General features: G+C 51.2%; 16 protein-coding genes. 13 read left to right on the plus strand and 3 right to left on the minus strand.

The features are described 5' to 3' along the window. Positions 1-15: 15 nt before the first annotated feature. The 9 genes from I0P70_RS10225 to I0P70_RS10260 all read left to right on the plus strand — a co-directional run bounded on the left by I0P70_RS10225 (position 16) and on the right by I0P70_RS10260 (position 13369). Positions 16-822 (plus strand): DUF4397 domain-containing protein, encoded by an 807-nt coding sequence (locus tag I0P70_RS10225; RefSeq protein WP_196117359.1) that lies wholly within the window; start codon positions 16-18, stop codon positions 820-822. Positions 823-1028: 206 nt separating this feature from the next. Next, positions 1029-2570 (plus strand): glycoside hydrolase family 10 protein, encoded by a 1542-nt coding sequence (locus I0P70_RS10230; protein WP_196117361.1) that lies wholly within the window; start codon positions 1029-1031, stop codon positions 2568-2570. Positions 2571-2574: 4 nt separating this feature from the next. Beyond that, entirely contained in the window at positions 2575-4434 is a 1860-nt protein-coding gene (locus tag I0P70_RS10235; RefSeq protein ID WP_230392113.1) for a glycoside hydrolase family 9 protein, read from the plus strand. A 95-nt stretch (positions 4435-4529) separates the two neighbouring features. After that, positions 4530-5144, plus strand: a complete 615-nt coding sequence (locus I0P70_RS21345) for a polysaccharide deacetylase family protein (RefSeq protein WP_230392114.1) — start codon at positions 4530-4532, stop codon at positions 5142-5144. Positions 5145-5178: 34 nt separating this feature from the next. Beyond that, positions 5179-5796 carry a peptidoglycan recognition family protein gene (locus I0P70_RS10240; RefSeq protein WP_196117363.1) on the plus strand — a complete coding sequence of 206 codons (618 nt, stop codon included), beginning with the start codon at positions 5179-5181 and terminating at the stop codon, positions 5794-5796. Between the two features lie 294 nt (positions 5797-6090). Next, entirely contained in the window at positions 6091-7953 is a 1863-nt protein-coding gene (locus I0P70_RS10245; RefSeq protein ID WP_196117366.1) for a PQQ-binding-like beta-propeller repeat protein, read from the plus strand. A gap of 53 nt (positions 7954-8006) precedes the next feature. Next, on the plus strand, positions 8007-8819 hold the full coding sequence (gene murQ, locus I0P70_RS10250) for an N-acetylmuramic acid 6-phosphate etherase (protein WP_196117368.1): 813 nt from the start codon (positions 8007-8009) through the stop codon (positions 8817-8819). Between the two features lie 121 nt (positions 8820-8940). Beyond that, positions 8941-10467, plus strand: a complete 1527-nt coding sequence (locus I0P70_RS10255; RefSeq protein WP_196117370.1) for a sodium:solute symporter — start codon at positions 8941-8943, stop codon at positions 10465-10467. 94 nt (positions 10468-10561) lie between these two features. Beyond that, complete coding sequence (locus I0P70_RS10260) at positions 10562-13369, plus strand: FAD-binding and (Fe-S)-binding domain-containing protein (RefSeq protein ID WP_230392115.1); 2808 nt, start codon at positions 10562-10564, stop codon at positions 13367-13369. A 74-nt stretch (positions 13370-13443) separates the two neighbouring features. Here the strand turns inward: I0P70_RS10260 and I0P70_RS10265 are convergent, their stop codons facing one another. The 3 genes from I0P70_RS10265 to I0P70_RS10275 all read right to left on the minus strand — a co-directional run bounded on the left by I0P70_RS10265 (position 13444) and on the right by I0P70_RS10275 (position 18984). Beyond that, positions 13444-14187: a DeoR/GlpR family DNA-binding transcription regulator gene (locus I0P70_RS10265; RefSeq protein ID WP_196117374.1), complete on the minus strand. Its 744-nt coding sequence runs from the start codon at positions 14185-14187 to the stop codon at positions 13444-13446. Between the two features lie 522 nt (positions 14188-14709). Next, positions 14710-15885, minus strand: a complete 1176-nt coding sequence (locus I0P70_RS10270) for an acyltransferase family protein (RefSeq protein ID WP_196117376.1) — start codon at positions 15883-15885, stop codon at positions 14710-14712. Positions 15886-15936: 51 nt separating this feature from the next. Beyond that, positions 15937-18984 carry a glycoside hydrolase family 3 N-terminal domain-containing protein gene (locus I0P70_RS10275; RefSeq protein ID WP_196117378.1) on the minus strand — a complete coding sequence of 1016 codons (3048 nt, stop codon included), beginning with the start codon at positions 18982-18984 and terminating at the stop codon, positions 15937-15939. Positions 18985-19722: 738 nt separating this feature from the next. Here I0P70_RS10275 and I0P70_RS10280 point away from each other — a divergent pair. From I0P70_RS10280 to I0P70_RS10295, 4 genes are all read left to right on the plus strand, one after another. Continuing rightward, positions 19723-20637 (plus strand): N-acetylmuramoyl-L-alanine amidase, encoded by a 915-nt coding sequence (locus tag I0P70_RS10280; protein WP_196117380.1) that lies wholly within the window; start codon positions 19723-19725, stop codon positions 20635-20637. Positions 20638-20665: 28 nt separating this feature from the next. Then, the gene (locus I0P70_RS10285; RefSeq protein WP_230392116.1) at positions 20666-21967 is read left to right on the plus strand and encodes a D-alanyl-D-alanine carboxypeptidase; all 1302 of its coding nucleotides are present in this window, start codon (positions 20666-20668) and stop codon (positions 21965-21967) included. 250 nt (positions 21968-22217) lie between these two features. Next, positions 22218-23237, plus strand: coding sequence for a dipeptide epimerase (locus I0P70_RS10290; RefSeq protein WP_196117382.1), 1020 nt, complete (start codon positions 22218-22220; stop codon positions 23235-23237). After that, complete coding sequence (locus I0P70_RS10295; protein WP_196117384.1) at positions 23237-24319, plus strand: aminotransferase class I/II-fold pyridoxal phosphate-dependent enzyme; 1083 nt, start codon at positions 23237-23239, stop codon at positions 24317-24319. Before I0P70_RS10290 ends, I0P70_RS10295 begins: the two co-directional genes overlap by 1 nt. The last annotated feature ends 40 nt before the right edge of the window (positions 24320-24359 follow it).

Below are 24359 nucleotides of genomic sequence, written 5' to 3' on the forward strand. Positions count from 1 at the left end.
TTAGATTGAAACGTTATGAGAAAGATATTAAATAGAGCAATGTTATTTATAGGAGCGAGCCTGATGCTAGCTGCCTGTGAGAAAAATGAAATACCTGAAGTAGCGAAGCCGGTAGGAGAGGGAACTTATGTTAAATTCTTCTTTCATGCTCAGGATGCCCCTCGATCTAACTTTTATTTGGACAACAATAAAGTTACTGGGGTTGCACCTACTACAGCAGGACAGGTTTTAGGGAATGCTTACGCTTCTGTCTACCCAAGTAATGCGTATGCTTTACTGCCTGCTGGTTCATATTCTATGAGCGTAATCGATACTGTTACGACAGGAAAAGGAACAGCAGATGTTTTGGCTAGCACATCTGTAAACCTAGCTAACAATAAGTTCTATTCTGCTTATTTAGTTGGTACAAAGCCTAACTTTGATGCCTTCGTGATTGAAGATGAACTGCCACCAGCTGACAACACCAAAATTTGGTGGAGGTTTGTAAATACCATGGCTAACATCCCTTTTGCAGTAGACGCCTACGCCGTGCGTGCGGCAATTCCAGCAACAGATAACTCCCCTGCTGAACCTATGGAAATAGTTGAGCTAGGTAAGAATATCGACTTCAAAGGTTATAGCCAGTATGTAGAATTGAAGAGAGGTGTTTATACTTTCAAGGTATTTCCATCAGGCACTGAGTATGATCCGGCTACTACGCCAGCATTCATTCAAAACTCAGTAACATTGGCAAGTTTAGGTCGTGTATATTCGACCCAGATCAGAGGCACTTACGCCGAAAAGCCTGCAACCAGCAACATTGATTACTGGAGAGAGAGATAAGGTGGTAAACCCGGGGCAGCGCTGGTCCCGGGTTATTTCCCACTTTTCCTTTCTGCACAAGGCAAGTCGGTTTCAGACCTGGCTTGCATCCTAGTACAAATAGTGATAGATTAGCTTACGAATAGTTTTATCAACATGAAAGAGCCCCTCCTTTACTAAACCTATTGGAGGGCTTTTTTTTAGCCACCCTATACCCAACCGGAACAATGATTAGAAACTTTACACTTTTAGCCGCCCTGCTACTCAGTTCAGTCAGCCTGTTTGCACAGGGTACAAAGAACCCTCCTAAACGTGAGTTCAGAGGCGTGTGGATTGCCACGGTGCAGAACATCGACTGGCCTTCCAAGCCAAAGCAGGGGGTAGACTCCCAGCAGCAGATGCAGGAACTGGTCGACATTTTCGACACCCATCAGAAAACAGGTATAAATGCTGTGATGCTGCAAGTGCGTCCTTCGGCTGACGCGTTCTATGCCAAAGGCCGTGAGCAGTGGAGCATGTTCCTGACCGGCAAGCAAGGCACGCTGCCAGAGCCATTTTATGATCCGCTGGAGTTTGCCATTGAGGAAGCCCACAAGCGTGGCATGGAGCTGCATGCCTGGATCAATCCATACCGTGCTTCCACCAGCCTGGCCGATTCGCTGGTGAGCAGCGAGCATATTTCCCGCATTCAGCCGGACTGGTTCTTTACCTATGGCGACAAAAAATATTTCAACCCCGGCATACCTGAGGTGCGCCACTACCTCGTGGATGTGATCATGGATGTGGTGCGCAACTACGACATCGACGGCATCCATTTCGACGATTACTTTTACCCTTATCCGGGCAAAACTGCCCTGCCAGACTCCATCACTTATATGTTGCATGAGCAAGGCATTAAGAACATAGAAGACTGGCGCCGTAACAATGTGGACCAGCTGATCAAAGACCTCTCAGAGGCGATCAAGAAAGAGAAGAAGCATGTGAAGTTCGGTATCAGCCCGTTTGGTATCTGGCGCAACAAGTCACAGGACCCGCAGGGCTCTGAGAGCAATGGCCTGTCAGGGTATAGCGCCTTGTATGCCGATGCCCGCAAGTGGGTGCAGGAAGGCTGGATCGATTATATCAACCCGCAGCTGTACTTCCCCTTTGGCTATACCCCGGCACCTTACGAGAAACTGCTGGACTGGTGGGCTGACAATGCCAACGGCAAGCACGTATACATAGGCCAGGGTGCCTACCGTGCCATGGAAGACCGCGAAGGCTGGCGCGACAGGCAGCAGCTGCCAAACCAGGTGCGCTATCTGCGCGAAAACCCGCGCGTGCAGGGCAGTGTGTATTTCAGTTCCCGTTCGCTTACCAACAACCTGGCTGGTTTCCGCGATTCCCTGCAACACGACCTGTACCGCTACCCGGCGCTGCAGCCGATTATGCCCTGGTTAGGTATGGCCAAACCTGCCAAGCCAGTTAGTCTGCGCGAAGACAAGTTCCTGCTCTTCTTACCGCGACTTCGCAAGGCAATTATTAAATGGGATTACCCGGATCAGGAAGAGGATGTGTATGGTTTTGTGGTATACCGCTTCGACGAAAACGAACCGATCAACCTGGAACATGCCCGCAACATTCGCCACATCCAATTCAACGATTACGAGCTGGGCTTCCACGACGAGACAGCCGAACGCGGAAAGACCTACAAGTATGTGGTGACATCCATCGACAGGTTGAAAAATGAGAGTAAGCCTTCTAATGTTTACCTAAAAAAACTACGCTAGCCTTATGAAGAACAGGAAAAAGACCATATTGGCGCTGGTGCTGACGACGATGATCGTGGCGGCCAACGCCATTGCGTTCTCGAACAAAGCTACTCCTGCTATCGAGGAGGCAGGTATAGTCGCCAAAGGTCCTGCCTGGATTCGCATTAACCAGTTAGGCTATACTCCTCAAGGTATAAAAGTAGCCGTATGGGGAAGTAAATCGAAAGAAAAGCTTCGCCGCTTTCAGCTGGTGGACGCTAGCACTGGCAAAGTAGTCTTCAAAGGCAAAGCTGGTGATGCTTTTGGTGCTTACGGACCGTTTGAGGAATCTTACCGCCTGAACTTCACCGATTATAACAAGCCGGGTACTTACTACCTGCAGGCCGGCAGTGCTAAGTCGCCCGAGTTCCGGATTGACGCCGACGTGTACAAAGGTACCGCTGATTTTGCACTGCGTTATATGCGCCAGCAACGCAGCGGCTTCAACCCCTACCTGCAAGACTCCTGCCATACCCAGGACGGCTATACCATGTATGGCCCGATGCCCGACAGCACCATCATCGACGTGTCGGGTGGCTGGCACGACGCTTCGGATTACCTGCAATATGCCACTACCTCAGCCAATGCGACATACCACCTGCTGGCCGCCTACCGTGACTTTCCGGGCGTGTTCACTGACAAGCACCAGGCCAACGGACTCGAAGGGACCAACGGTGTGGCCGACGTGCTTGACGAAGCAAAGTGGGGACTGGACTGGCTTGTGAAGATGCACCCACGTGAAGACTGGCTCTTCAACCAACTAGCTGACGACCGCGATCACCAGGGCATGCGGCTTCCAACGAATGACCCTGTTGACTATGGCATGGGCAATGGAGGTCCGCGTCCGGTATACTTTGCCTCCGGGGAGCCGCAAGGCCTGGGCAAGTACCAGAACCGAGCGACTGGCGTTGCCTCTATTGCCGGGAAGTTTACGAGTGCTTTCGGGCTGGCCGCTCAGATTTACAGCACCAAAGATCAGAGCCTTTCTAATCTCTTTGGCCAGAAAGCACAGTCTGCCTACAAACTGGGCCTGGCCAAACCAGGCGTTGCACAGACCGCTCCTAACAGGGCGCCTTATTTCTATGAGGAAGACAACTGGGTAGATGACATGCAGCTGGGTGCCGCGGCGCTTTACCAGCTGACCGGCAAGCAGGAATTCTTCCAGCAAGCCTACACCTACGGACTTCAGGAAAAGGTAACCCCGTGGATGGGGGCCGATACAGCCCGCCATTATCAGTGGTACCCGTTTCACAACTTCGGTCACTTTGAGCTGGCCAAAAAATCTGACGACAAGACGAAAGCAGAGTTGATCGGATTCTACAAGGAAGGTATAGAAAAGGTATATGCCAAGGCAAAGAAGAATGCCTTTTACCGTGGAGTGCCGTTCATCTGGTGCTCCAACAACCTGACTACTTCTTTTGCCATCCAAAGCTTCCTGTACCGCCAGTTATCCGGCGACCAGACTTACGCTGAGCTGGAGCAGGCAAACTTAGACTGGTTGTTCGGCACAAACCCTTGGGGGACGAGCATGGTATATGGCCTGCCAGCGTACGGCGATACGCCAACAGACCCGCACTCCGCCTTCACCCGACTGAACAAGTACCCGATTGATGGAGGGCTGGTGGATGGTCCGGTGTATGGCAGCATCTTCAACAACCTACAACATCTGAAGTTATACAGCGAGGATGCTTATGCCGAATTTCAGTCTGACCTGGCCGTATACCACGATGACTTCGGCGACTACAGCACCAACGAGCCAACCATGGACGGTACCGCTTCGCTGATCTACCTGCTGGCATCCAAAGAGTATAGCTCACGGGAGGGGAGTCAGGCAAAAAAGTAATAGTAGACAGCCACGGCGCGATCATTCGGGGCGATACAACTGCCCGGCAGATTGCGCTGATCTTTACTGGAGATGAGTTTGCAGACGGAGGAGAAATGATCAGTAATGTACTGAAAAAGCACCGGGCTAAAGCCTCCTTCTTTCTAACGGGGCGCTTTTACCGGAATCCTGCTTTCAATCACTTGATCAGGGAATTGAAGAAAGAGGGCCACTACCTGGGTGCGCACTCCGACGAGCACCTGCTGTACTGCGACTGGACAAAACGCGACAGTCTGCTGGTCACAAAGGAGCAGTTCAGCCAGGACCTGCGGAAAAATTACCAGCGCATGGAGGCCTTTGGTGTGAAGAAGAAAGACGCGCCTTACTTTCTGCCGCCATACGAATGGTATAACCGCAGCATCAGTAACTGGACATCGGCGGAAGGGCTGCAACTGGTTAATTTTTCGCCCGGCACCCGTTCTGCCGCCGACTATACCTACCCCGAAATGGGCAACCGATATGTGGACTCGGAAACGGTGCTGCAGTCGATCATGAGGTACGAGGTGAAAGACAGGAACGGGTTGAACGGCTTTATGCTGCTCCTGCACATTGGCACCGATCCGAGGCGAACGGACAAATTTTACCACCGGCTGGACGAAATGCTCACGAAGCTGAAAGAGAAAAACTATCAATTCGTGCGGTTGGATGACTTGCTGGAGCAAGAAAAGTAGTGCGCTTTGCCTGCGCTTTAAAGATTAGAGACAAATGAAAAAAATACTGATACTGGTGTGCGCCCTTGCCGGCTTTGTTGGTTGCCAGCAACCTGCTACCACCTCGGATACACCGCTGATACCGGAAGGTATAACCTACCTGTCGCGGGAGGAGTGGGGAGCTAATGCCCCTGTGCTGCCGATGCGACCGCATAAGCTGACGAGGCTGACCATTCATCATACTGGCGTGCCGCAGTTGTTTGAACGTAGCCTGACTGACAAGCTGCGCAATCTGCAGAAGTTCTCACAGGAAGACAGCCCCTTGGCGGATGGTCGCATGAAACCGGCCTGGGCGGATGTGCCTTATCACCTGTATGTGGATGTGCATGGGGCTGTAGGGGAGGCACGGGACCTCAACTATGCCGGCGATTCGAACACCAGTTACGATCCGGCCGGACACCTGCTGGTAGTGGTAGAGGGTAACTTTGAAAAGGAAGCGATCACGGAGGCACAGCTGAAAACACTCGAAAAACTGGTGCCGGCCCTGGCGAAGCGTTTCGGTATACCTGCCGACAGCCTGGGGGCGCACAAGGATTTTGCTGATACCAGCTGTCCGGGCGCTGGCTTGTATGCGGAGCTGCCACGATTCAGGCAATTAGTGAAAGGCAATTAAATGCCGGCTTTAATAGCTGAACCACAGCCCGGGGTCAGTACCGGAATATATAGATTAATAAAAAGAGGTTTTTTGCGTGTTTTTGCCGGTTTTAGAAAAAAACTTGCGAAATAGTTTGAACTTTAGGAACAAGTGCTTAGTTTTATACAAAATAAAGGGACAGTATTCGTTTTGCTCGTGCGCTTTTGTGCGGTTTCTGCGCTAGTTTACCAAACAAAAGGCAGCATGAGCAGAATGGGTACAACTACTCTAAGTGCTGCCATCGGTCTTTTTGCTTCAAGAGGAAATAAACAGATGAATTTACGGAAGTATGCCGCTTTGTTAGCACTGTTTCTAATCGCCAATCTTGGCTATAGTCAGTCTTTTCAATTTGCTTTTGTATCCGATACCCACATCGGCAATCCCACTGCACAGGAAGACCTTGAGCGCACCATCGCTGACATTAACGCTAACCCCAATCTTGAGTTTGTAGTGATCACCGGCGATATCACCGAGTTTGGTTCCGATGAAGAACTAAAATTGGCTAAAAAGCTGTTTGATACCCTCCAAAAGCCCTGGTATATTGTGCCCGGCAATCACGATACGAACTGGTCAGAAAGCGGCAGCAATAGCTTTCGGGTTGTTTTCGGGGCAGAGACTTTTGCATTTACTCACAAAGGTTACCTCTTTGCCGGCACTGGCTCAGGACCAAACATGCGAATGGGGCCGGGGCAGATTCCGCGCGAGAACATCGTGTGGCTGGATTCGGTGCTCAAGCACATGCCCGATCCGGAAATGCCAGTCATTTTCCTCAACCACTACCCACAGGACTCTTCGCTAAACAACTGGTACGACGTAACGGACAAGCTGCGTTCCTACAACACCCAGCTGATCCTGCACGGCCATGGCCACAACAACCGCGAATACCGCTACGACGGTATACCTGCCGTGATGGGACGCTCTAATCTGCGTGCAAAAGAAGAAGTGGGAGGGTATAATATCGTGACCTTCGCCGTTGGCAAGGCCAGTTTTGAAATCCGGAAGCCAGGTATAGCATCCTTGCCGAGATGGATAGAAGTGCCGTTGGTAAAACATGATTTCGCCAACGACCCGACGAAGCACCACCGTCCGTCTTTTGCCGTAAATAAGTTATACCCAAATGTGAAACTGGTATGGGAATACCAGGACGATAGCGATGTAGGAGCAGGTACGGCTGTTTATAAAGATCTGATTATTGCCACGAACACGACTGGCCAGGTATATGCGCTGGATAGTAAAGCCGGAAAGCGCAGGTGGACTTACCGCACCAATGGCAAAATCTACTCTACTCCGGCTGTGGCGAATGGCTATGTGGTGGTAGGCTCCTCAGATGACCATATTTACTGCCTCTCTGCCACTACAGGCAAGTTGGCCTGGAAGTTTAAAGCCAACAGACCTGTGCTGGGTTCGCCGCTTATCGAGAAAGGGGTAGTCTACGTAGGTGCCTCGGATGGGCATTTTCGTGCACTGGATCTGAAGACTGGCAAGCTGCTGTGGGATTTTGACCAAGTGAATAACTTTGTTGTGACCAAACCGCTGCTTTACCAGGGCAAGGTATACTTCGGTAGCTGGGGAAATGAGTTTTACGCCCTCGATGCCAAAACTGGTCAGCTGGCCTGGAAATGGAGCAACGGCTCCAGCAACCGGATGTTTTCACCTGCTGCCTGCTACCCCGTCGCTGCCAATGGCCGCATCTTTATTGTGGCCCCTGACCGCTTTATGACCTCACTGGACGCCAACACAGGTGAAGTAGTGTGGCGTGAACAAATGAAAGAAGGCCGCGTGCGCGAGTCGATGGGGATATCTAATGACGGTAAGCTGGCATACGTGAAGACCATGGATGGGCAGGTATACGGCGTTTCTACCTCGGCAAATGTCTTGCAGGTAGACTGGAAATCGCCGCTGCAGCTGCCATACGAGCTGGCCCCTTCAGCTATAGTCGAGCATAAGAATGTCGTACTGGTGCCTTCGCACTCAGGTCTGGTCAGCGCATTGGACAGACAGAGTGGGGAAGTACTTTGGAAATACAAGAGTTCAAACAGTCTCATGAACCCGGTGATGCCGCTCGGCAAAAACAGAGTGATCGTGAGCACAATGGATGGGAAGATCGCCTGCCTGGAGTATGTGCCTGCCAAATAAGGTATAGAAACAGGTATAGCGATTGATTTAGAAGGATTTATTTAAAACACAACATGGAGATTACAACCGAGAAAGACTCGAACTATAACAACCTGGAAAAGATGTCGGTGAGGGAAGTGCTGGAGAACATCAACCGTGAAGACAAAAGCGTACCCCTTGCCGTTGAAAAGGCAATTCCACAAATTGAAAAACTGGCTGAAGTAGTAGCAGATCGCATGAAAAAAGGCGGTCGGTTATTCTACATCGGCGCCGGCACCAGCGGCCGTCTGGGCGTAGTGGACGCCTCTGAGTGCCCACCGACCTTTGGTGTGCCCTTTGATATGGTAGTTGGCCTGATCGCCGGTGGTGACACGGCCATTCGTAAAGCCGTTGAGTTCGCCGAAGACGACATGGAGCAAGCATGGGAAGACCTGAAAGAATACGGCCTTGACGAGCACGATGTCATTGTAGGTATAGCCGCCTCTGGCACGACACCTTACGTGATTGGTGGCTTGCGCATGGCCAATGAATACGGTCTGGCAACAGGCTGTATCGTGTGCAACACCGGTAGCCCGGTAGCGGCAGAGGCGCAATATCCGGTAGAGGTAGTGGTGGGACCAGAGTTTGTGACAGGCAGCACCCGTATGAAAGCCGGTACGGCTCAGAAACTGGTGCTCAACATGCTCAGCACGACCGTGATGATCCAACTGGGTCGCGTGCGTGGCAACAAGATGGTGGACATGCAGCTGACGAACCACAAGCTTTACCACCGCGGCGTGCGCATGGTCATGTCGGAGACAGGTGCTGACGAAACAACAGCGGCTGCACTGCTGGAGAAACATGGCAGTGTACGCAAGGCTGTAGCCAGTGTGCTGGTGTCGAAGTAGTACCGCCAGCCAATATTGCCGCCAATTCGGCAAATCTGTGTAACTTACCATCCTATGTGGTCAAGAAAGGGGAGCGATAGCTGCTTTTCTTTCTAACCCTCTGATGGTTAATTAACTTATTATGTCTCCAATCGTTCTTTTATCGTTTCTGATAGGCTACTTCGCGGTGCTGATAGGTATATCCTACTTTACTTCGAAAGGATCATCAGACAACTCCAGTTTCTTCATCGCCAACCGCAACTCAAAGTGGTACTTCGTAGCCTTTGGTATGATCGGTACCGCTTTGTCTGGCGTAACCTTCATTTCGGTGCCGGGAGCGGTGGTGAACAGTAGTTTCGGCTATTTCCAGTTTGTGCTCGGCAACACGGTCGGCTTTGTGCTGATCGCCTTTGTGCTCCTGCCGCTCTACTACCGCATGAACCTGATCTCCATTTATACCTACCTGGAGAAACGCTTTGGCTATTGGAGCTATAAATCGGGTGCCATGATCTTCCTGGTGTCGCGCACCATTGGCTCTGCTTTCCGTCTGTACCTGGTAGCCATTGTGCTACAGCGTTTTATCTTCGATGCCTGGAACGTACCTTTTGTGGCCACTGTGGCGATTTGCTTGATTCTCATTTGGCTCTATACCCACAAAGGCGGCCTTAAAACGATCGTAATCACGGATACGCTGCAGACGCTCTTCATTGTGTCTTCGGTTATTTTCTCGATCATCTTTATCGCCAGCAGCCTCGACCTGAACGTGGTGCAGACCTTTGAGGCGGTGAAAAACAGCTCTTACTCCAAGATGTTCTTCTGGGAAGATTTCCTGGGTACGAAGAGCCACTTCCTGAAGCATTTCATTGGTGGTATTTTTGTGACGATTGCCATGACGGGCCTGGATCAGGACCTGATGCAGAAGAACCTGAGCTGCAAAAACATCGGCGAAGCGCAGAAGAACATGCTGACGTTTACGGGTGTTTTCGTGTCGATCAACATCTTCTTCCTGAGCGTGGGAGCCCTGCTGTACATTTATGCAGAAGCGAATGGCATTGATGTAACGGCCCTTGCGACGCCTGACCACCTGTTCCCGGAAATCGCCCTGAACCACATGGCCATGATTCCGGCCATCATCTTTATGCTCGGCCTTACGGCAGCTACCTTTGCCACCACTGACTCTGCACTGACAGCACTTACTACATCTTTCTGCGTGGACTTCCTGAACTTCACCAAAAAAGCCAACCACGATGACATCAAACTGATCCGCACCCGCCACATGGTGCACATTGGCTTCTCGGTAGTCATGCTGCTGGTTATCCTCGTGTTCAAGATCATCAACGACGACTCCGTGGTGAACGCCATCTTCAAAGCGGCCGGCTATACCTATGGTCCGTTGCTGGGCTTGTTTGCTTTCGGTATGGCCAACAAACGCGCCGTGGCAGACAAATTGGTGCCGTATATCTGCGTGGTCTCGCCAGTGCTGACATATATTCTGGACAGCAATTCTGTAGATTGGACAGGCTATGCGATGGGTTTTGAACTGATCGTGATCAATGCCGCGATTACATTTATCCTGTTGCTGGTAACAAGCAAACCAGGTGGCGGCATGATGATGGATGCTTTGGAAGAAGCTGAACGCGGTCCTAAAGTAAAACAGACAACTTATTAAGCTTATACCTGTAACGGGTATACAGTGAGTGGGGCAGTATTTGTCCTTTATCTAAAGTTCTTTTGTCCTCATGCTTATGAATATAGCATTGCTTTTGGAGAGTGTTTTACCAAAAGCGCGCATACGGGCACGCCTGATCGATGTCGTGTCCTACGCTTCTGACGCGGGCTTTTACTACCTCAGGCCGAAGGCCGTGGTGCAGCCGGTGTCGGAGGTGGAGATTAAACAGTTATTTGCTTTTTCGCACCAGCACAAGGTGCCTTTGACCTTCCGGACAGCCGGGACCAGCCTTTCAGGGCAATCGATAACAGATGGCATACTGGTTGATCTGAGTCAGTACTGGAACAAGGTACAAGTAGAGCAGGAGGGAGCGCAGGTACGGGTGCAACCCGGCGTGATCGGTGCCATCGTGAATGCGCATCTACGTCCATTTAAGCGCAAGATCGGTCCGGACCCGGCCAGCATCAACTCGGCCATGATGGGCGGCATACTCTCGAATAACGCCAGCGGCATGTGCTGCGGCGTGAGCAAGAACTCCTACCACACCACGAAGTACATCAGCTTTGTGCTGCCCAGCGGCCAGTGCTTCACCACCGAAAAACAGATCGACTACTTGCGCTTCAGTGAGGAGTGCCCGGAGCTATACCTGACCCTGCAAAAGATCAAGCAGCAGATTCGCAACAACCCGGAACTACATTACCTGATCCGGCACAAGTATAAGACTAAGAATACGGTTGGCTACTCTGTCAACGCTTTCATCGACTACGAGCACCCACTCGACATCATGGGGCATTTGCTGATAGGAGCAGAAGGTACGCTCGGCTTCATTGCTGAGGCGGTGCTGCAAACTGTGCCCGATTATCCGGCTAAGTCGACTGCGCTACTCTATTTTCCTGATATCTATGCCGCTTGTCAGGCCATAGTGCCACTGACGGAGGCGGGTGCCGAGGCGGTCGAGCTGATGGACCGCGCCTCGTTGCGCTCTATTGAGCACATGGCAGGCGTGCCGGCTGTGATCAAGACCTTACCCGACACCGCGGCTGCTTTGCTGGTGGAGTTCCAGGCGAACACGCACGAAGAGGTGCAGGAGAAAATCCTGAAATTTATGGCGCTGGCACCGGAGTTGGCTTTGCTGGAGCAGCCTGTGTTCACAACCGACCCAATCGAACAAGGCTTGTTGTGGAAGGTGCGCAAAGGCATGTTCCCGGCGGTAGGTGCTGTGCGGGCCAGCGGTAGCACCGTATTGCTCGAAGACATTGCCGTACCGGTTGCTCAACTTGGCAATGCCATCCTTGACCTGCAGGAGCTCTTCCGCAAACACGGGTATAGTAACGCCATCATTTTTGGTCACGCCAAGGATGGTAACATCCACTTTGTAGTTACGCAGGCCTTCGACACACCCGAAGAAGTAACCCGCTACGACCGCTTCCTGAAAGAAGTGGTGAAGCTGGTGGTGAAGAAATACGAAGGTGCCCTGAAAGCCGAGCACGGCACGGGCCGCAACATGGCGCCGTTTGTAGAGACTGAATGGGGACCGGAGGTATACCGCATCATGAAGGCGCTGAAACAGGTGGTGGATCCGGAGAACCTGCTTAACCCAGGCGTTATCATCAACCACGACCAGAACGCGCACATCCAGAACCTGAAGGACCTGCCGAAGGTGGAAGAGGAAGTGGACCGCTGCATGGAATGTGGCTTCTGTGAGCATAAGTGTCCGAGCCGCAACCTCACACTGACGCCCCGGCAGCGCATCGTAGTGCGCCGGGAATTGCTGAATCTGCAACGCAGAGGTAAGAAGAAAGAGCACAAAGAACTGCTGAACCAGTACCAGTATGACGGCTTGGATACCTGCGCCGTTGACGGTCTCTGCGCCACTGCCTGCCCGGTTGATATAAATACCGGTGATCTGGTGAAGCGCCTGCGCCGCGAGAACCACAGCGAACTGGCCAACCAAGTGGCTTTGATGGTAGCGAAGAATTTCAAACCCGTTGCTGCGACCGTGAAGTTCGGACTGCAGGCAGGAGCGGGTGTGAACAAGGTTCTGGGTGCCAATACAATCTCCAGGCTGACAGAGGAAGTGAAAGATATGATCCCTTCTTTTCCACTCTGGACAAAGCAACTGGCCCCGGCCCCAGGTATAGCCAAATCCATTGCCTATGCGACGGCTCCTGTGGCAGAAGCTGCTGTGGTTTACTTTCCCACCTGTATCTCACGAACGATGGGTGCCGCTGAGTCGGGTAAGAAAAACATCATTGACACATTCAGAAGTGTATCAGACAAGGTAGGGCTGAAGTTTATGATCCCGCAGGATGTGCAAGGCGCCTGTTGCGGCCAAATCTTCTCTTCGAAAGGATACAGCAAGGCATTTGCTTATACTGCCAATGAAACAATAGAGAAGGTATGGCAATGGACCGATAAAGGCCGCCTGCCGCTGGTGCTCGATATCACCTCCTGCACCCAAACCCTGCAAAGCTGCCGTCCGGTACTCACCGCTGAGAACAAGCAGAAGTTCGACAGCATCAAAATCATCGACAGCATCGACTACATAGCTGATTTTATACTTCCGAATGCCACTGTGCAGCACAAGAAAGCAAATGTGGTGCTACACCCCGTTTGCTCCCTGCAGAAAATGGGGCTGGAAGGGCGTTTTGTAAGTATAGCCAGACAATTGGCCGAGGAAGTAACCGTGCCGATGCACGCCGGTTGCTGCGGTATGGCCGGCGACCGTGGTTTCCTGGTGCCGGAGCTTACTGCATCTGCGACTGCCCCTGAAGCTGCGGAGGTGAAGCAGCAAGAGTATGATGGGTATTACTCTTCAGGCAAGACCTGCGAAATGGCCATGACAGAAGCGGTTGGTCGTAACTACGAGTCAATTGTTTATCTGCTGGATGAGTGTTTGTAGAAAGTCTATTTCATCACAAAACAAAGAGACCCGTTCAAGTGACGGGCCTCTTTGTTTATGCTGTGTATGATTTTTTAGACTGTTTCGACTACGGCTGCATACTCTTTCAGACTTGCATCTTCAGGATTCAGATCTGTCACCAGGTAGTGGATTGAGTTGAGATCGCATACCTTCATATTCTGGTCGGAGCCGAGTTTTTCGGCGATACTCATGATGGCGGTTTTCTTGGCAGATCGGATCATCGCTTTCTTTACCTGCACTACTTCCCAGTCAGAATCGGTGAGGCCGTCTTCTACGGAGAGGGAGTTGGTGCCCAATATACAGAGATCCACTTTGATCTCAGAAAGCTGGTTTACCACCTGTGCACCGATCATGATGTGGGAGTTCTTCGAAAGCTGTCCGCCCAGCAGGATCACGTTGATATTTGGGCGTTCGGCCAACTCCAAAGCCACCAGCGGACTCACCGTAAAGAAGGTACAGCGCAGGGTATCCGGAATCATACGGGCTACTTCGATCATAGTGGTACCACCACCAACCAATATGCTCATACCGTCTTTCAATAGGTCAATTACCTTGCGGGCAATTTCCTTTTTCGACTCCTTGGCGTATACCTCCGACTGGCTGAATGGATAATGGAAGGATTTCGACAGAGCGCCACCATGTACCTTCAGAATCTGACCGCTTTCTGCCAGTTCGTTCAAGTCTCTTCTAACCGTATCTTCCGATACATTGAGCTTCAAACTCAAATCTGATGAAAGCACCTTGTTGTGCAGATTGATCTGCTTTATGATAAAAGCCTGCCGTTCTTCCTTAAGCATTCTGGACGTATTTAATCTGTAAAAATCAAATATAGATTTTTTTCTGATATTATTTTGTCTGAATCAGGATTTTCAGGATTCAAGATGGCCTCTATCCCCACGGATTGACAGGATTTATGGAATGGAATGTTTAACGTGTAGGGACAGGTCGTGACCTGTCCAATCGTGCACCAGCAAAAAACTAGATGATTACAAATGGTCTTCGTGACACCCATGTCCCAAAGCTATATACAGGGGCCCTATCCCCACTGTAGGGGACTTCCTGGTCCCCATGTGCTGGTAAACGCGGACTAGAAGGTCCGCAGCAGAATAGGATTCGGACAAGGATGTCCGAGTCAGCTGTAGTTCACCGTATATATCAATCCTGTTTCATTGCACAGTCATCGCGCGGACAAGTCGCGACCTTTCCCTACGGTATATAAATCCTATGTATCCTTTTTAATCCTGTAAATCCTGATTCAGACAAATTAAAAAGCCTGCCCCACTAATGGGACAGGCTTTCAAAAAAAGGCATGCTATACCTTATACCTTTACATAGATCTTCTTCTTATCCATCCAGAATCCGATCACCCACATGGTTAACATATAGGCAAGTGCGAACAGGAGAGATGCTGTTTTTCCTTCGGACCAACTCAGGAAAAGATGGGTATAAAGCCACTTCTGCAAGCTCATATCATCTATTCGGATGAAGTTAAGCAGCTTGATGACCAGTGTCGCAAAAGCGAAGATGAAGAGTGGGTTTTTGCCGAAGGCCTCGAAAAAGTAAGACCATTTCACAAAGCCTAATACTTCGATCACCAGCATCAGCGCACCGATCAACATCACACTTAGACCCACTGAGTGTAGCACATAAGAACTTGTCCAGATCGGCTTGTTGATTGGGAAAGCAAAATCCCACACAAAAGCGATGGCCACCAGGGCAGCCCCAGCCAGGTTGAGTTTGAAGACGGTGCTCAGGTTGTTGCCGTTTTTCTGGATAAACAGACCTGCAAAGTAACCCGCTATCACATTCACGGTGGCTGGCAGTGTGCTCAGCAATCCTTCCGGGTCGAAAGGTATACCGAAGCCTTTGTAGAGGTTTGTTTCAGGTATGATTAGGTCATCGAACTTGCGGGCGGCATTGCCAGCGAGACTGTACGGATCAGCAGCATCGCCGAAGAAGTACATCACAGCCCAGTAGCCCAACAATACCACCACACTGAAAATGGCGGCACCCTTGAACTTGAGGTAATGCACCGCCAGCGAAGCGATGAAATAGCAGAGCGCTATACGCTGTAACACACCCATAATTCGAACCGCCGTGAAATCCTTCATGACGATGGCGCCTTCCGGATTGCGCATAACGAAAGGGAACAAATTCAGGAACAGACCGATCAGGAAAATAAGGGCCGTGCGCTTGAACACCTTGCGCAGGAACACACTGTCGGACTGCCTTTCGAACTTGCGCATACTGAAGCTCATGGCGTTGCCTACCACAAACAGGAAGGACGGAAACACCAGGTCTGTCACTGTAAAGCCGTGCCAGGCAGCATGCTTGAAAGGCGCGTAGATGCTGCCCCAGCTGCCGGGATTGTTCACCACGACCATCAAGGCGATGGTGAGGCCACGGAGCACATCAAGTGAAAGGTAACGCTCATACGTTTGCGGTCTGAGTAAACCAGCGTCTGTCAGGGGAGGGGCGGTCGAGAGTTTAGTCATGGGGTCTAAAAATAATGCCGTCCCCTATTGAGGGACGGCTATACCTATAAATTAATTCGCGGAAGCTTCTGCAGGCTGTTTCTCTTTGCTCTTGCCCATGGCGTCATACACCACTTGCAGCACACCGGTGCGGGTATTGAGTTTGCTCAGTTTGTTGTTCTCGCGGGTAGGGTTCACGCGGTTGCTCAGGAACACATACACCAGGTTGTTCACCGGATCGACCCAGGTATAAGTACCGGTAAAGCCTGAGTGACCGAAGCTTTCTGCCGGAGCACTTGGAGCGGCATTGCTGTTCGGGGCACCCGGTTTGGCCGGACGGTCGAAGCCAAGAGCGCGGTAGTTGCCTTGGTCGCAGAACTGGCACTTGCTATACTGGCTTACTACACCATCCACAATAATTTGCTTGTTGGCATACAGGCCGTCGTTCAGGTATAAGTGCATCAGTTTGGCTACGTCATTGGAGTTGCCGAACAAACCAGCGTGACCACTCACACCACCCAGCATTGCAGCACCTTCGTCGTGCACAGTGGCATGCAGAAGCTGCTTGCGGAAGTGCGGTTCAAATTCGGTTGGTACTACACGAGAGGCAGGATAATGTTTGTATGGATTGAATGTCAAAGTTGTCGCACCGATTGGCTTGTAGATCATGTTCTGCAGATAGGTTTCAAAGCCCACGCCTGTGATGTTCTCTACTACTTTCGGAGCCAGGATAAACGAGAGGTCGCTGTATACATAGCCTGGTTTTTCGTTCAGCGGCGACTCCATGATCTCCTTGTATATCCTGTCGGCATACTTGCGGTGGATGTACAGGTTGTTGGCTACTTTGATTGGGAATCTTCTTGTAGAATCCGCCTTAAACGTACGCCATTTGAAGTTACCGCTTTTCTTAACGGTCTCTTTCCAGAACGGGATCCAGGACTTGAGTCTGGCTTGGTGCGTGAGGATGTCACGGTAGTTGAGGTCGGCCTTGTTCGTGCCGGCAGCCATTGGCAGGTAGGTGCCTAGCGTCTGGTTTTCGTCAAAGCGACCTTCCCCTTTCAGGCGCATCAGTGCAGCCATGGAGGTACTGATCTTGGTCACAGAAGCAAGATCATAGATATCGTCGACACGAACCGGTTGCTCCTTGTCGTAGGTATGGTATCCGAAAGCTTTGTGATAGATCACTTTGCCGTCTTTGGCCACGAGTATCTGCGCACCTGGGGCAGCCTCTTCACGGATAGCCTGATGCACAAGCGAGTCTATACCTGCCAGATCCTGTGATTTTATACCCACCGCTTCCGGCATAGAGTAAGCCATACGCCAGCCGCCGCGGGTCAGGAGACCGTCGTCAATTTTGAAGGCGTTGCTTACTGTCACCGGCAATTTGCCTGTAGCGCCTATACCTCCGAAAATTAGCTGCGAAACAAGGTCCTGCGTGGTGGCATTCTCCTGGTAAGCGGCAATAACGGCGTCAGCTTTGTCGAGGCTCTCCATCTCGGCAAGGCTATACACGTTGCCAAACACGCTCACGATCGTTTTCTTATTACGGATAAGCTCTTTCAGGAACAGGTTCATCTCGGCTGTGATACCAAAATTGCTACTGCCCGCCTTGAGTTGCAGGGAGTGTACACCCGCGATGATCAGGTTGTAGTCCTTTAGTTTTTCCTTCATAGCCAACAATTCTTCAATAGAGTTGGTCGGCTGCAGGAAGAAGGTGTCTACTTGCGTATAGCGAGCCAGGTCGCGCTGGAAAGCAGTTTCTTTTTTTGTGCCAATTGCCAGCGCAGCTACTTTTAACGTGTCGAGCGTCTGGATCGGCAGGATGTGGTTTTTGTTGCGCAAGAGCGTGAGCGAAGCCTCGGTCAGCTGACGGTTCAGGTATTGCGCATGCGGATTGTTGAGGTCGGCGATCAGGTTTTTAGTTTCGATCGGCTTCCACTTGTCCAGCCCTACCCATTGCTTGGCGGCCAGCACTTTGCGAACGCGGAAGTCAATCTCATCCTGCGTGATCTCTTTGTTGGCAATAGCCTTTTTTACTTCCTGAATGGTTGTTTTCACATCCATTGTGTTCAGCATCACATCGTTACCAGCTACCAGGGCTTTCACATCTACCACCCCCGGAGGATAGAACTTGGCTACGCCCTGCATGTTAAGAGCGTCTGTAAACACCAGTCCTTTGTAGTTAAGCTCGTTTTTAAGAAGGTCCGTTACAATCGGCTTCGAAAGGGTAGAGGCGAGGTTCGGGGTATTATCGAGCACCGGAATGTTCATGTGCGCGACCATCACGCTGCCCAGGCCTTTGTCCATGAGTGCACGGAAAGGGTGCAGTTCGATAGAGTCAAGGCGGATGCGGGAGAAGTTGATCAGCGGCAGACCGTAATGCGAGTCCACGTTGGTGTCGCCGTGGCCCGGGAAGTGCTTGGCACTGGCCAGCACGTGGTTGTCCTGCATGCCTTTCATGTAAGCCAATGACTTGCTGGCCACATTGTGCTTTTCCTCACCGAAAGAGCGGAAGCCGATCACGGGGTTGTTGGCGTTGTTGTTAATATCCACAGTTGGCGCGAAGTTCACATGCACGCCTAGTCGCTGGCACTGACGAGCGATTTCAGCACCCATCTCGTAGATAAGGCGCTCGTTATCGATACCGCCAAGCGCCATCTGGTACGGGAAGCGGATGGTGCTATCCAGGCGCATGGCCAGACCCCACTCCCCGTCAATGGATATCATCAATGGCACCTTACTTTCCTGCTGGTAGCGGTTGGTCATCTTAGCCTGACGCACCGGACCACCTTGAAAGAAAATCATACCGCCGACTTTATAGGTCTTCACGATATTGCTGATCGAGTCAATGTGCGCCTGGTTCTTGTTAGAGTACACCGGAATCGAGATCAGTTGCGCGATGCGCTCTTCCGGCGTCAGGGTTTTCATGACAGAGTCAACCCAGCGGCTGTTCACGTACTGCAGGAATTCAGCATCACGGCCCGGTGTATAGCTGGCAGCAGTTGCTTTCTTAGCGGCAGCCTTGCCTGTTTTTGCTTTGTTGGTCTGGCCTTGCAGGTTGTTTGTGCCGAAAATCAGCACCAGAACAAAGGCCAACGAGAAGTAATAGGATGGTTTCAAGGTGATATAGGTTTTTGTAATATCAGATATACTGCAATTTAACAGTTTTCAGGTATATGTATTTTTATTTGCGGTAATTTTTTAAATTCCTGCAAATAAAAGCAATATTAGGGGCGTCAATTTATAAAAGGCTAAAGTCAAATATACGATGTTGCGGCGGGTATACCTATAAGTTGGAGGTGTTGTCAGAATCAGGATTTTCAGGATTTAAGGATTGACAGGATTCTTATGAACGATTAACACACCCCTGCCCTTCTCGAGAGGGGAATCTACGCATCAAAAGTTTAGCAGGTATAAGCATTGTAGTGACTACTATACACCACTGGCAGGTATAGCAAGACTAACTCGCACGCTGGCCATGAAACGGACCACAGTGCCAAGTGCGCTTTTCGGCGCTCCACTGTTTGAGCGTTCAGCGAGTGGGGGTAGGGGCCCTCTATTTGGAGCGTCTTGATTTTTTTGCTTACTGGGGGTAGGGGCCCTCGATTTTTTCATCAAGGAAAAAAGTAAGGCCCGCCTGGCCAGGGCATACCATGCCCGCCGCATAGGCGAAGCTATAGAACAACGCTGGTTGCTATACCTACGACAGCTGCCGCTACGCCAGTTAAAAACCGGCCCCATGCGTCACCACATTTGCGCTGACGCTAAACTTGAAGTACAAATAAGTATAGATAAGCTATTCCCATTAACTTACAGGTATAGCCAAATCGAATAAACAACTTTACTGAATAAGTAAAAATGAAAAGAATTTTCACTCAGGCATTCGGCCTACTGCTGTGCACCAGCCTACTGGCAGGCTGTGCCACAAACCCTTATGCCACAACCAACAAATCTTATAAAAAGCAGGCCAAAGCGTACGCCAAGTCGCTGCGATCTACACCTGCGGCACCGAACGGCGAGCACACCTATCCACAGGGAGACTACTGGGTAGGCACGACGAACTTTAACCTGCGCAAGCCGAATTTCGTGATCATCCACCATACGGCGCAGAACTCCACGGAGCATACCCTAAAAACTTTCACAATGCCCTCCACGAAGGTGAGTTCTCATTATGTGATCGGACGCGACGGCAAGGTATACCAGATGTTGCACGACCACATGCGCGCCTGGCATGGCGGCAACAGCAAGTGGGGAAGCAACACCGATCTCAACTCATCTTCGATAGGTATAGAGCTTGATAACAACGGCTCTGAACCGTTCCCGGAGGAAATGATTAATAGTTTGATCGCCGTGCTGGGTAAGCTCAAAAAAGAGCACGGTATACCTGCGGAAAACTTCATCGGTCACGCCGACATCGCTCCGGTACGTAAGGTAGACCCAAGTCCGCTTTTCCCGTGGAAGACGCTTGCTGATAATGGATTTGGTTTATGGTTTGATGAGGACGTGCTGGAAAAAGAACAGGTGTTGCGCGAAGTGCCTGTAGGTGGTGAAGGCGATCAAAGTCCATTGCTGGTGATGGAGACGGTGCCCAAATATGTATTGCCGGAGCACTTTAACCCACTCGACGCCTTGCGTATCATCGGTTATGATGTGCGTAATCCGGAGGCTGCTGTACGTGCTTTCAAAATTCACTTTATCCAGACGGATGTAAATGCTCCCTTGACAGAGGATGAGAAACTGATTCTGTATAACCTGTATCAGAAGTATTTGTAAATTGGGATAATCAAACCACACCCACCCTATGACCAGACCATTACTCACCCGCTATACCCTGCGCCTTATACCTTGTCTCAGCTTGCTCTTTCTGCTTGGCTGTAGCGTTGCGAAACCCGTAGCGGAAATGCCTGCGCCTTACGGACCGGCGGAGATACAGCGGCAGGTAATGGGAGTGGTGGCATTGCAACAGAGCTTTGTGGGCTTTGTGTTGTATGACCCGGAACTGGGCAAGGCGGTGGTGGAGCACAATGCCGACAAGTACTTCGTGCCGGCTTCCAATACAAAACTGTTTACCTTTTATGCGGCTTCCAAAATGCTAGGCGACTCTATACCTGCGCTCAAGTATGTGGTCAAAGGCGACTCACTGATTTTCTGGGGTACCGGTGACCCGACCTTCACGCACATGGACCTCCAGAACAACATCGCCTACGATTTCCTGAAGAACCGCAAAGAGAAACTCTACTACATCGAGGCGCCCATGACCAGCACGCCTTATGCTACTAACTGGGGCTGGGACGATTACAACTACTATTACCAACCGGAGCGCAGCCCTTTCCCGATTCACGGTAACATCATAAAGTTTAAAAAGGACAGCACCTCAGCCTATACCGTTACACCAGCTTTTTTTAAGGAGCAAGTAAAGCCCGATACTTCCAGGAATGCCCACCGCGACACCTTCCGCAGGGCATGGCGCAGCAACGACATTGCCTACAACCCAAAGCGTGCTGCAATCGCTTTCTCGCAGGAAGTGCCTTTCATTACTTCGCCTGAGCTGACGGTGCAGCTACTGGCTGACACCCTGAAACGCCCTGTGAAACTGGTGAAGCGATCTATACCTGCGGGGGGACAAATTCTCTACGGCCTGCCTGCCGATACCGTGTTCAAACGTATGCTGCAGGTGAGCGACAATCTAATGGCCGAGCAATTGATGATACTGAGTTCCGGGACTTTTTCGGATACCCTGTCAGTAGAACGGGCTATCCGGTATGCCGTGAAAACTTACTTGTCCGATTTGCAGGATGCGCCGGTATGGATTGATGGCTCAGGCCTGTCTTCCATGAACATGTTTACGCCACGCAGCATTATTGCGCTGTTGCAGAAGCTGCATGCCGAGCGCCCAAGAGAAAAGTTGCTCCCCATGCTGGCGGTCGGAGGCAGACCCGGTACTTTCCGGAACATCTACAAAGCGGATGTGCCTTTCGTGTTCGGCAAATCCGGTACGCTCTCTCACGTACACAACCAAAGCGGCTATATCATTACGAAGAGCGGCAAACTGTTGATGTACAGCTTTATGAACAACAACTTTAAAACATCACCTCAGAAATAAGAAGCGCCATGGAGCGTATTATGACGGAGGTGCATGAAAAGTATTAATTAATAGCCCTCGCTCGCATCCCGCGAGTGTACGCTATTCAGTGGCGTCCCGCCACTTGTGCCACCAGGCACAGAAAAAAGGGGCCAGAGTCCGCTCGATAGCTTCCACCTGCGGGATACGAGCAAGGGCTTAAAAGTGACAATCAATAACAAGCAATCAACAACAAACAACCCATACCTGACCACATAAACAAACCAATACTATGTTGAAACTAACGATACGCTCTTTTGATCTGCCGCTACGGCATACCTTCACCATTTCCTACGACTCACGCGATGTGCAGCCAACCATGATCGTGGAGCTGCAGCACGGTGAGCACAAAGGCTATGGCGAGGCGACCAGCAATCCATACTATGGCTTCACCATTGAGAGCATGACCGCAGCGCTGGAGAATATCCGTGAGCAAATTGAATCGACCGAGCTGACTTCACCGGAAGAATTCTGGGCGCAGATGCAGCCACATCTGGCTGACAACCCTTTTGCTCTCTGCGCACTGGACCTGGCTGCCAATGACTTGTTCGGCAAAATGAAAGGGCAGCCGCTCTATAAAATCTGGGGGCTGGAGGCGAAGAACATGCCGCTCACCAACTACACCATCGGCATCGATTCGGTGGATAACATGGTGAAAAAGCTGCAGGAAATGCCGTGGCCGCTTTATAAGATCAAGCTGGGTACAAAAGAGGACGTGGCCATCATCAAGGAACTGCGCAAGCATACCGACGCCATTTTTCGTGTAGATGCTAACTGTGCCTGGGGTGTGGAAGAGACGATCGAGAACTCAAAGCAACTGAAGGAACTCGGCGTGCAGTTCATCGAGCAGCCCATGAAAGCCGACGATCTGGAAGGAATGAAGCAGGTATACGAGCGCTCTGAACTACCCCTGATCGCCGACGAAAGCTGCATTACCGAGTCTGACGTAGCCAAGTGCCACGGTTTGTTCCATGGCGTGAACATCAAGCTTACCAAATGCGGCGGCCTGACGCCTGCACGTCGTATGATTGCCGAGGCCAAGAGCCTGGGCATGAAAGTGATGGTAGGCTGCATGACTGAGTCCAGCGTAGGTATATCGGCCATTGCGCAGCTGCTCCCGATGCTTGACTATGTGGACATGGACGGAGCCCTGCTGCTGAGCAAGGACATTGCCACTGGTGTGACCATCGAGCAAGGCAAGGTGAGCTATAGCGAAAATGTGAACGGCACGGGCGCCGCTCTTATAGCATAATGGCCAACAAGGTATACACAGACCAGCTGCCGGGCCGCACCCTGGTGGTAGACGGTGAGGAGTTCCTGTTTTTTAGCGGGACCTCCTACCTTGGTATACCTGTCAACGAGGCTTTTAGGAACTGTGTGCTGGAGGGGATGGCCCGCTATGGCACCAATTACTCCAGCTCCCGCAACTCCAACCTGCAACTGCGGGTGTTCGGGGAGGTAGAAGAATATCTGGCCAGGTATGCGGGAGCCGAAGCAGCTTTCACCATGTCGTCAGGCTATCTTGCCGGGCAGGCGCTGGTGCAGGCTTTGCAAGGGAGTGGCCATTTTATCTATGCTCCCAACACACACCCGGCCCTTTGGCGCAGCACTACTGACGAAGTCATCGGCGACTATGACGCCTGGGTGGGCCCTATGTTGCGGCAGGTAAAGGATTCGAAGGAAGAGCACATCATATTAGTCTGTAACTCCCTCGACCCGCTCAAAGCCCGCAACCACGGCTTCAGTTGGCTGTCTGCTTTGCCGATTGACAAGCAAATCACACTGATCGTGGATGATTCGCATGGTTTCGGGGTAACGGGAGAAGATGGTGCCGGCGTATTCGCGCAGCTGAAAGCCCGTCTGCAGGCTAATGTGCAACTGGTGGTGGCGAGTTCGATGGGCAAAGCTTTGGGTATACCTGCCGGAGTCGTGTTGGGTGACAAGGAGCTGGTGGACAAGCTGCGGCACAGCCACTATTTCGGCGGAGCGTCACCGGCTATACCTGCCTACCTGTATGCCTTTCTGCAGTGCGAGTCTTTGTTCAAAGCAGCACGTCAAAAGCTGTTTTCAAACATTGCCCTTTTCCTGCAGCATTTGGAGCGACCGAATCAATTCAGTTACTTTGAAAAATACCCGGTGTTCGGGGTGCATGACCATCGCTTAGCGGCGTACCTGCAGGAGCATGGGGTGATTATCTCCAGTTTCCGGTATCCGACACCGGCCGATGACCCGATCACTAGGGTCATCCTGAGCAGTTCGCACCGAGAGGGTGATGTGTTGCGGCTGGCAGAGTTGATCAATCGCTACTCTGTGGAGCAGCAGGCAAATGGCTAAAGCACTAAGCTTATCAATATTTTAATCTAATTCCTTTTGT

The sequence above is a fragment of the Pontibacter sp. FD36 genome (assembly GCF_015686655.1).
Lineage (GTDB): Bacteria > Bacteroidota > Bacteroidia > Cytophagales > Hymenobacteraceae > Pontibacter.

What these genes read in the sequence shown, in the direction of transcription:
- I0P70_RS10225 (WP_196117359.1), top strand. Translation starts at nt 16, where the DNA reads ATGAGAAAGATATTAAATAGAGCAATGTTATTTATAGGAGCGAGCCTG.
- I0P70_RS10230 (WP_196117361.1), top strand. Translation starts at nt 1,029, where the DNA reads ATGATTAGAAACTTTACACTTTTAGCCGCCCTGCTACTCAGTTCAGTC.
- I0P70_RS10235 (WP_230392113.1), top strand. Translation starts at nt 2,575, where the DNA reads ATGAAGAACAGGAAAAAGACCATATTGGCGCTGGTGCTGACGACGATG.
- I0P70_RS21345 (WP_230392114.1), top strand. Translation starts at nt 4,530, where the DNA reads ATGATCAGTAATGTACTGAAAAAGCACCGGGCTAAAGCCTCCTTCTTT.
- I0P70_RS10240 (WP_196117363.1), top strand. Translation starts at nt 5,179, where the DNA reads ATGAAAAAAATACTGATACTGGTGTGCGCCCTTGCCGGCTTTGTTGGT.
- I0P70_RS10245 (WP_196117366.1), top strand. Translation starts at nt 6,091, where the DNA reads ATGAATTTACGGAAGTATGCCGCTTTGTTAGCACTGTTTCTAATCGCC.
- murQ (WP_196117368.1), top strand. Translation starts at nt 8,007, where the DNA reads ATGGAGATTACAACCGAGAAAGACTCGAACTATAACAACCTGGAAAAG.
- I0P70_RS10255 (WP_196117370.1), top strand. Translation starts at nt 8,941, where the DNA reads ATGTCTCCAATCGTTCTTTTATCGTTTCTGATAGGCTACTTCGCGGTG.
- I0P70_RS10265 (WP_196117374.1), bottom strand. Translation starts at nt 14,187, where the DNA reads ATGCTTAAGGAAGAACGGCAGGCTTTTATCATAAAGCAGATCAATCTG.
- I0P70_RS10270 (WP_196117376.1), bottom strand. Translation starts at nt 15,885, where the DNA reads ATGACTAAACTCTCGACCGCCCCTCCCCTGACAGACGCTGGTTTACTC.
- I0P70_RS10280 (WP_196117380.1), top strand. Translation starts at nt 19,723, where the DNA reads ATGAAAAGAATTTTCACTCAGGCATTCGGCCTACTGCTGTGCACCAGC.
- I0P70_RS10285 (WP_230392116.1), top strand. Translation starts at nt 20,666, where the DNA reads ATGACCAGACCATTACTCACCCGCTATACCCTGCGCCTTATACCTTGT.
- I0P70_RS10290 (WP_196117382.1), top strand. Translation starts at nt 22,218, where the DNA reads ATGTTGAAACTAACGATACGCTCTTTTGATCTGCCGCTACGGCATACC.
- I0P70_RS10295 (WP_196117384.1), top strand. Translation starts at nt 23,237, where the DNA reads ATGGCCAACAAGGTATACACAGACCAGCTGCCGGGCCGCACCCTGGTG.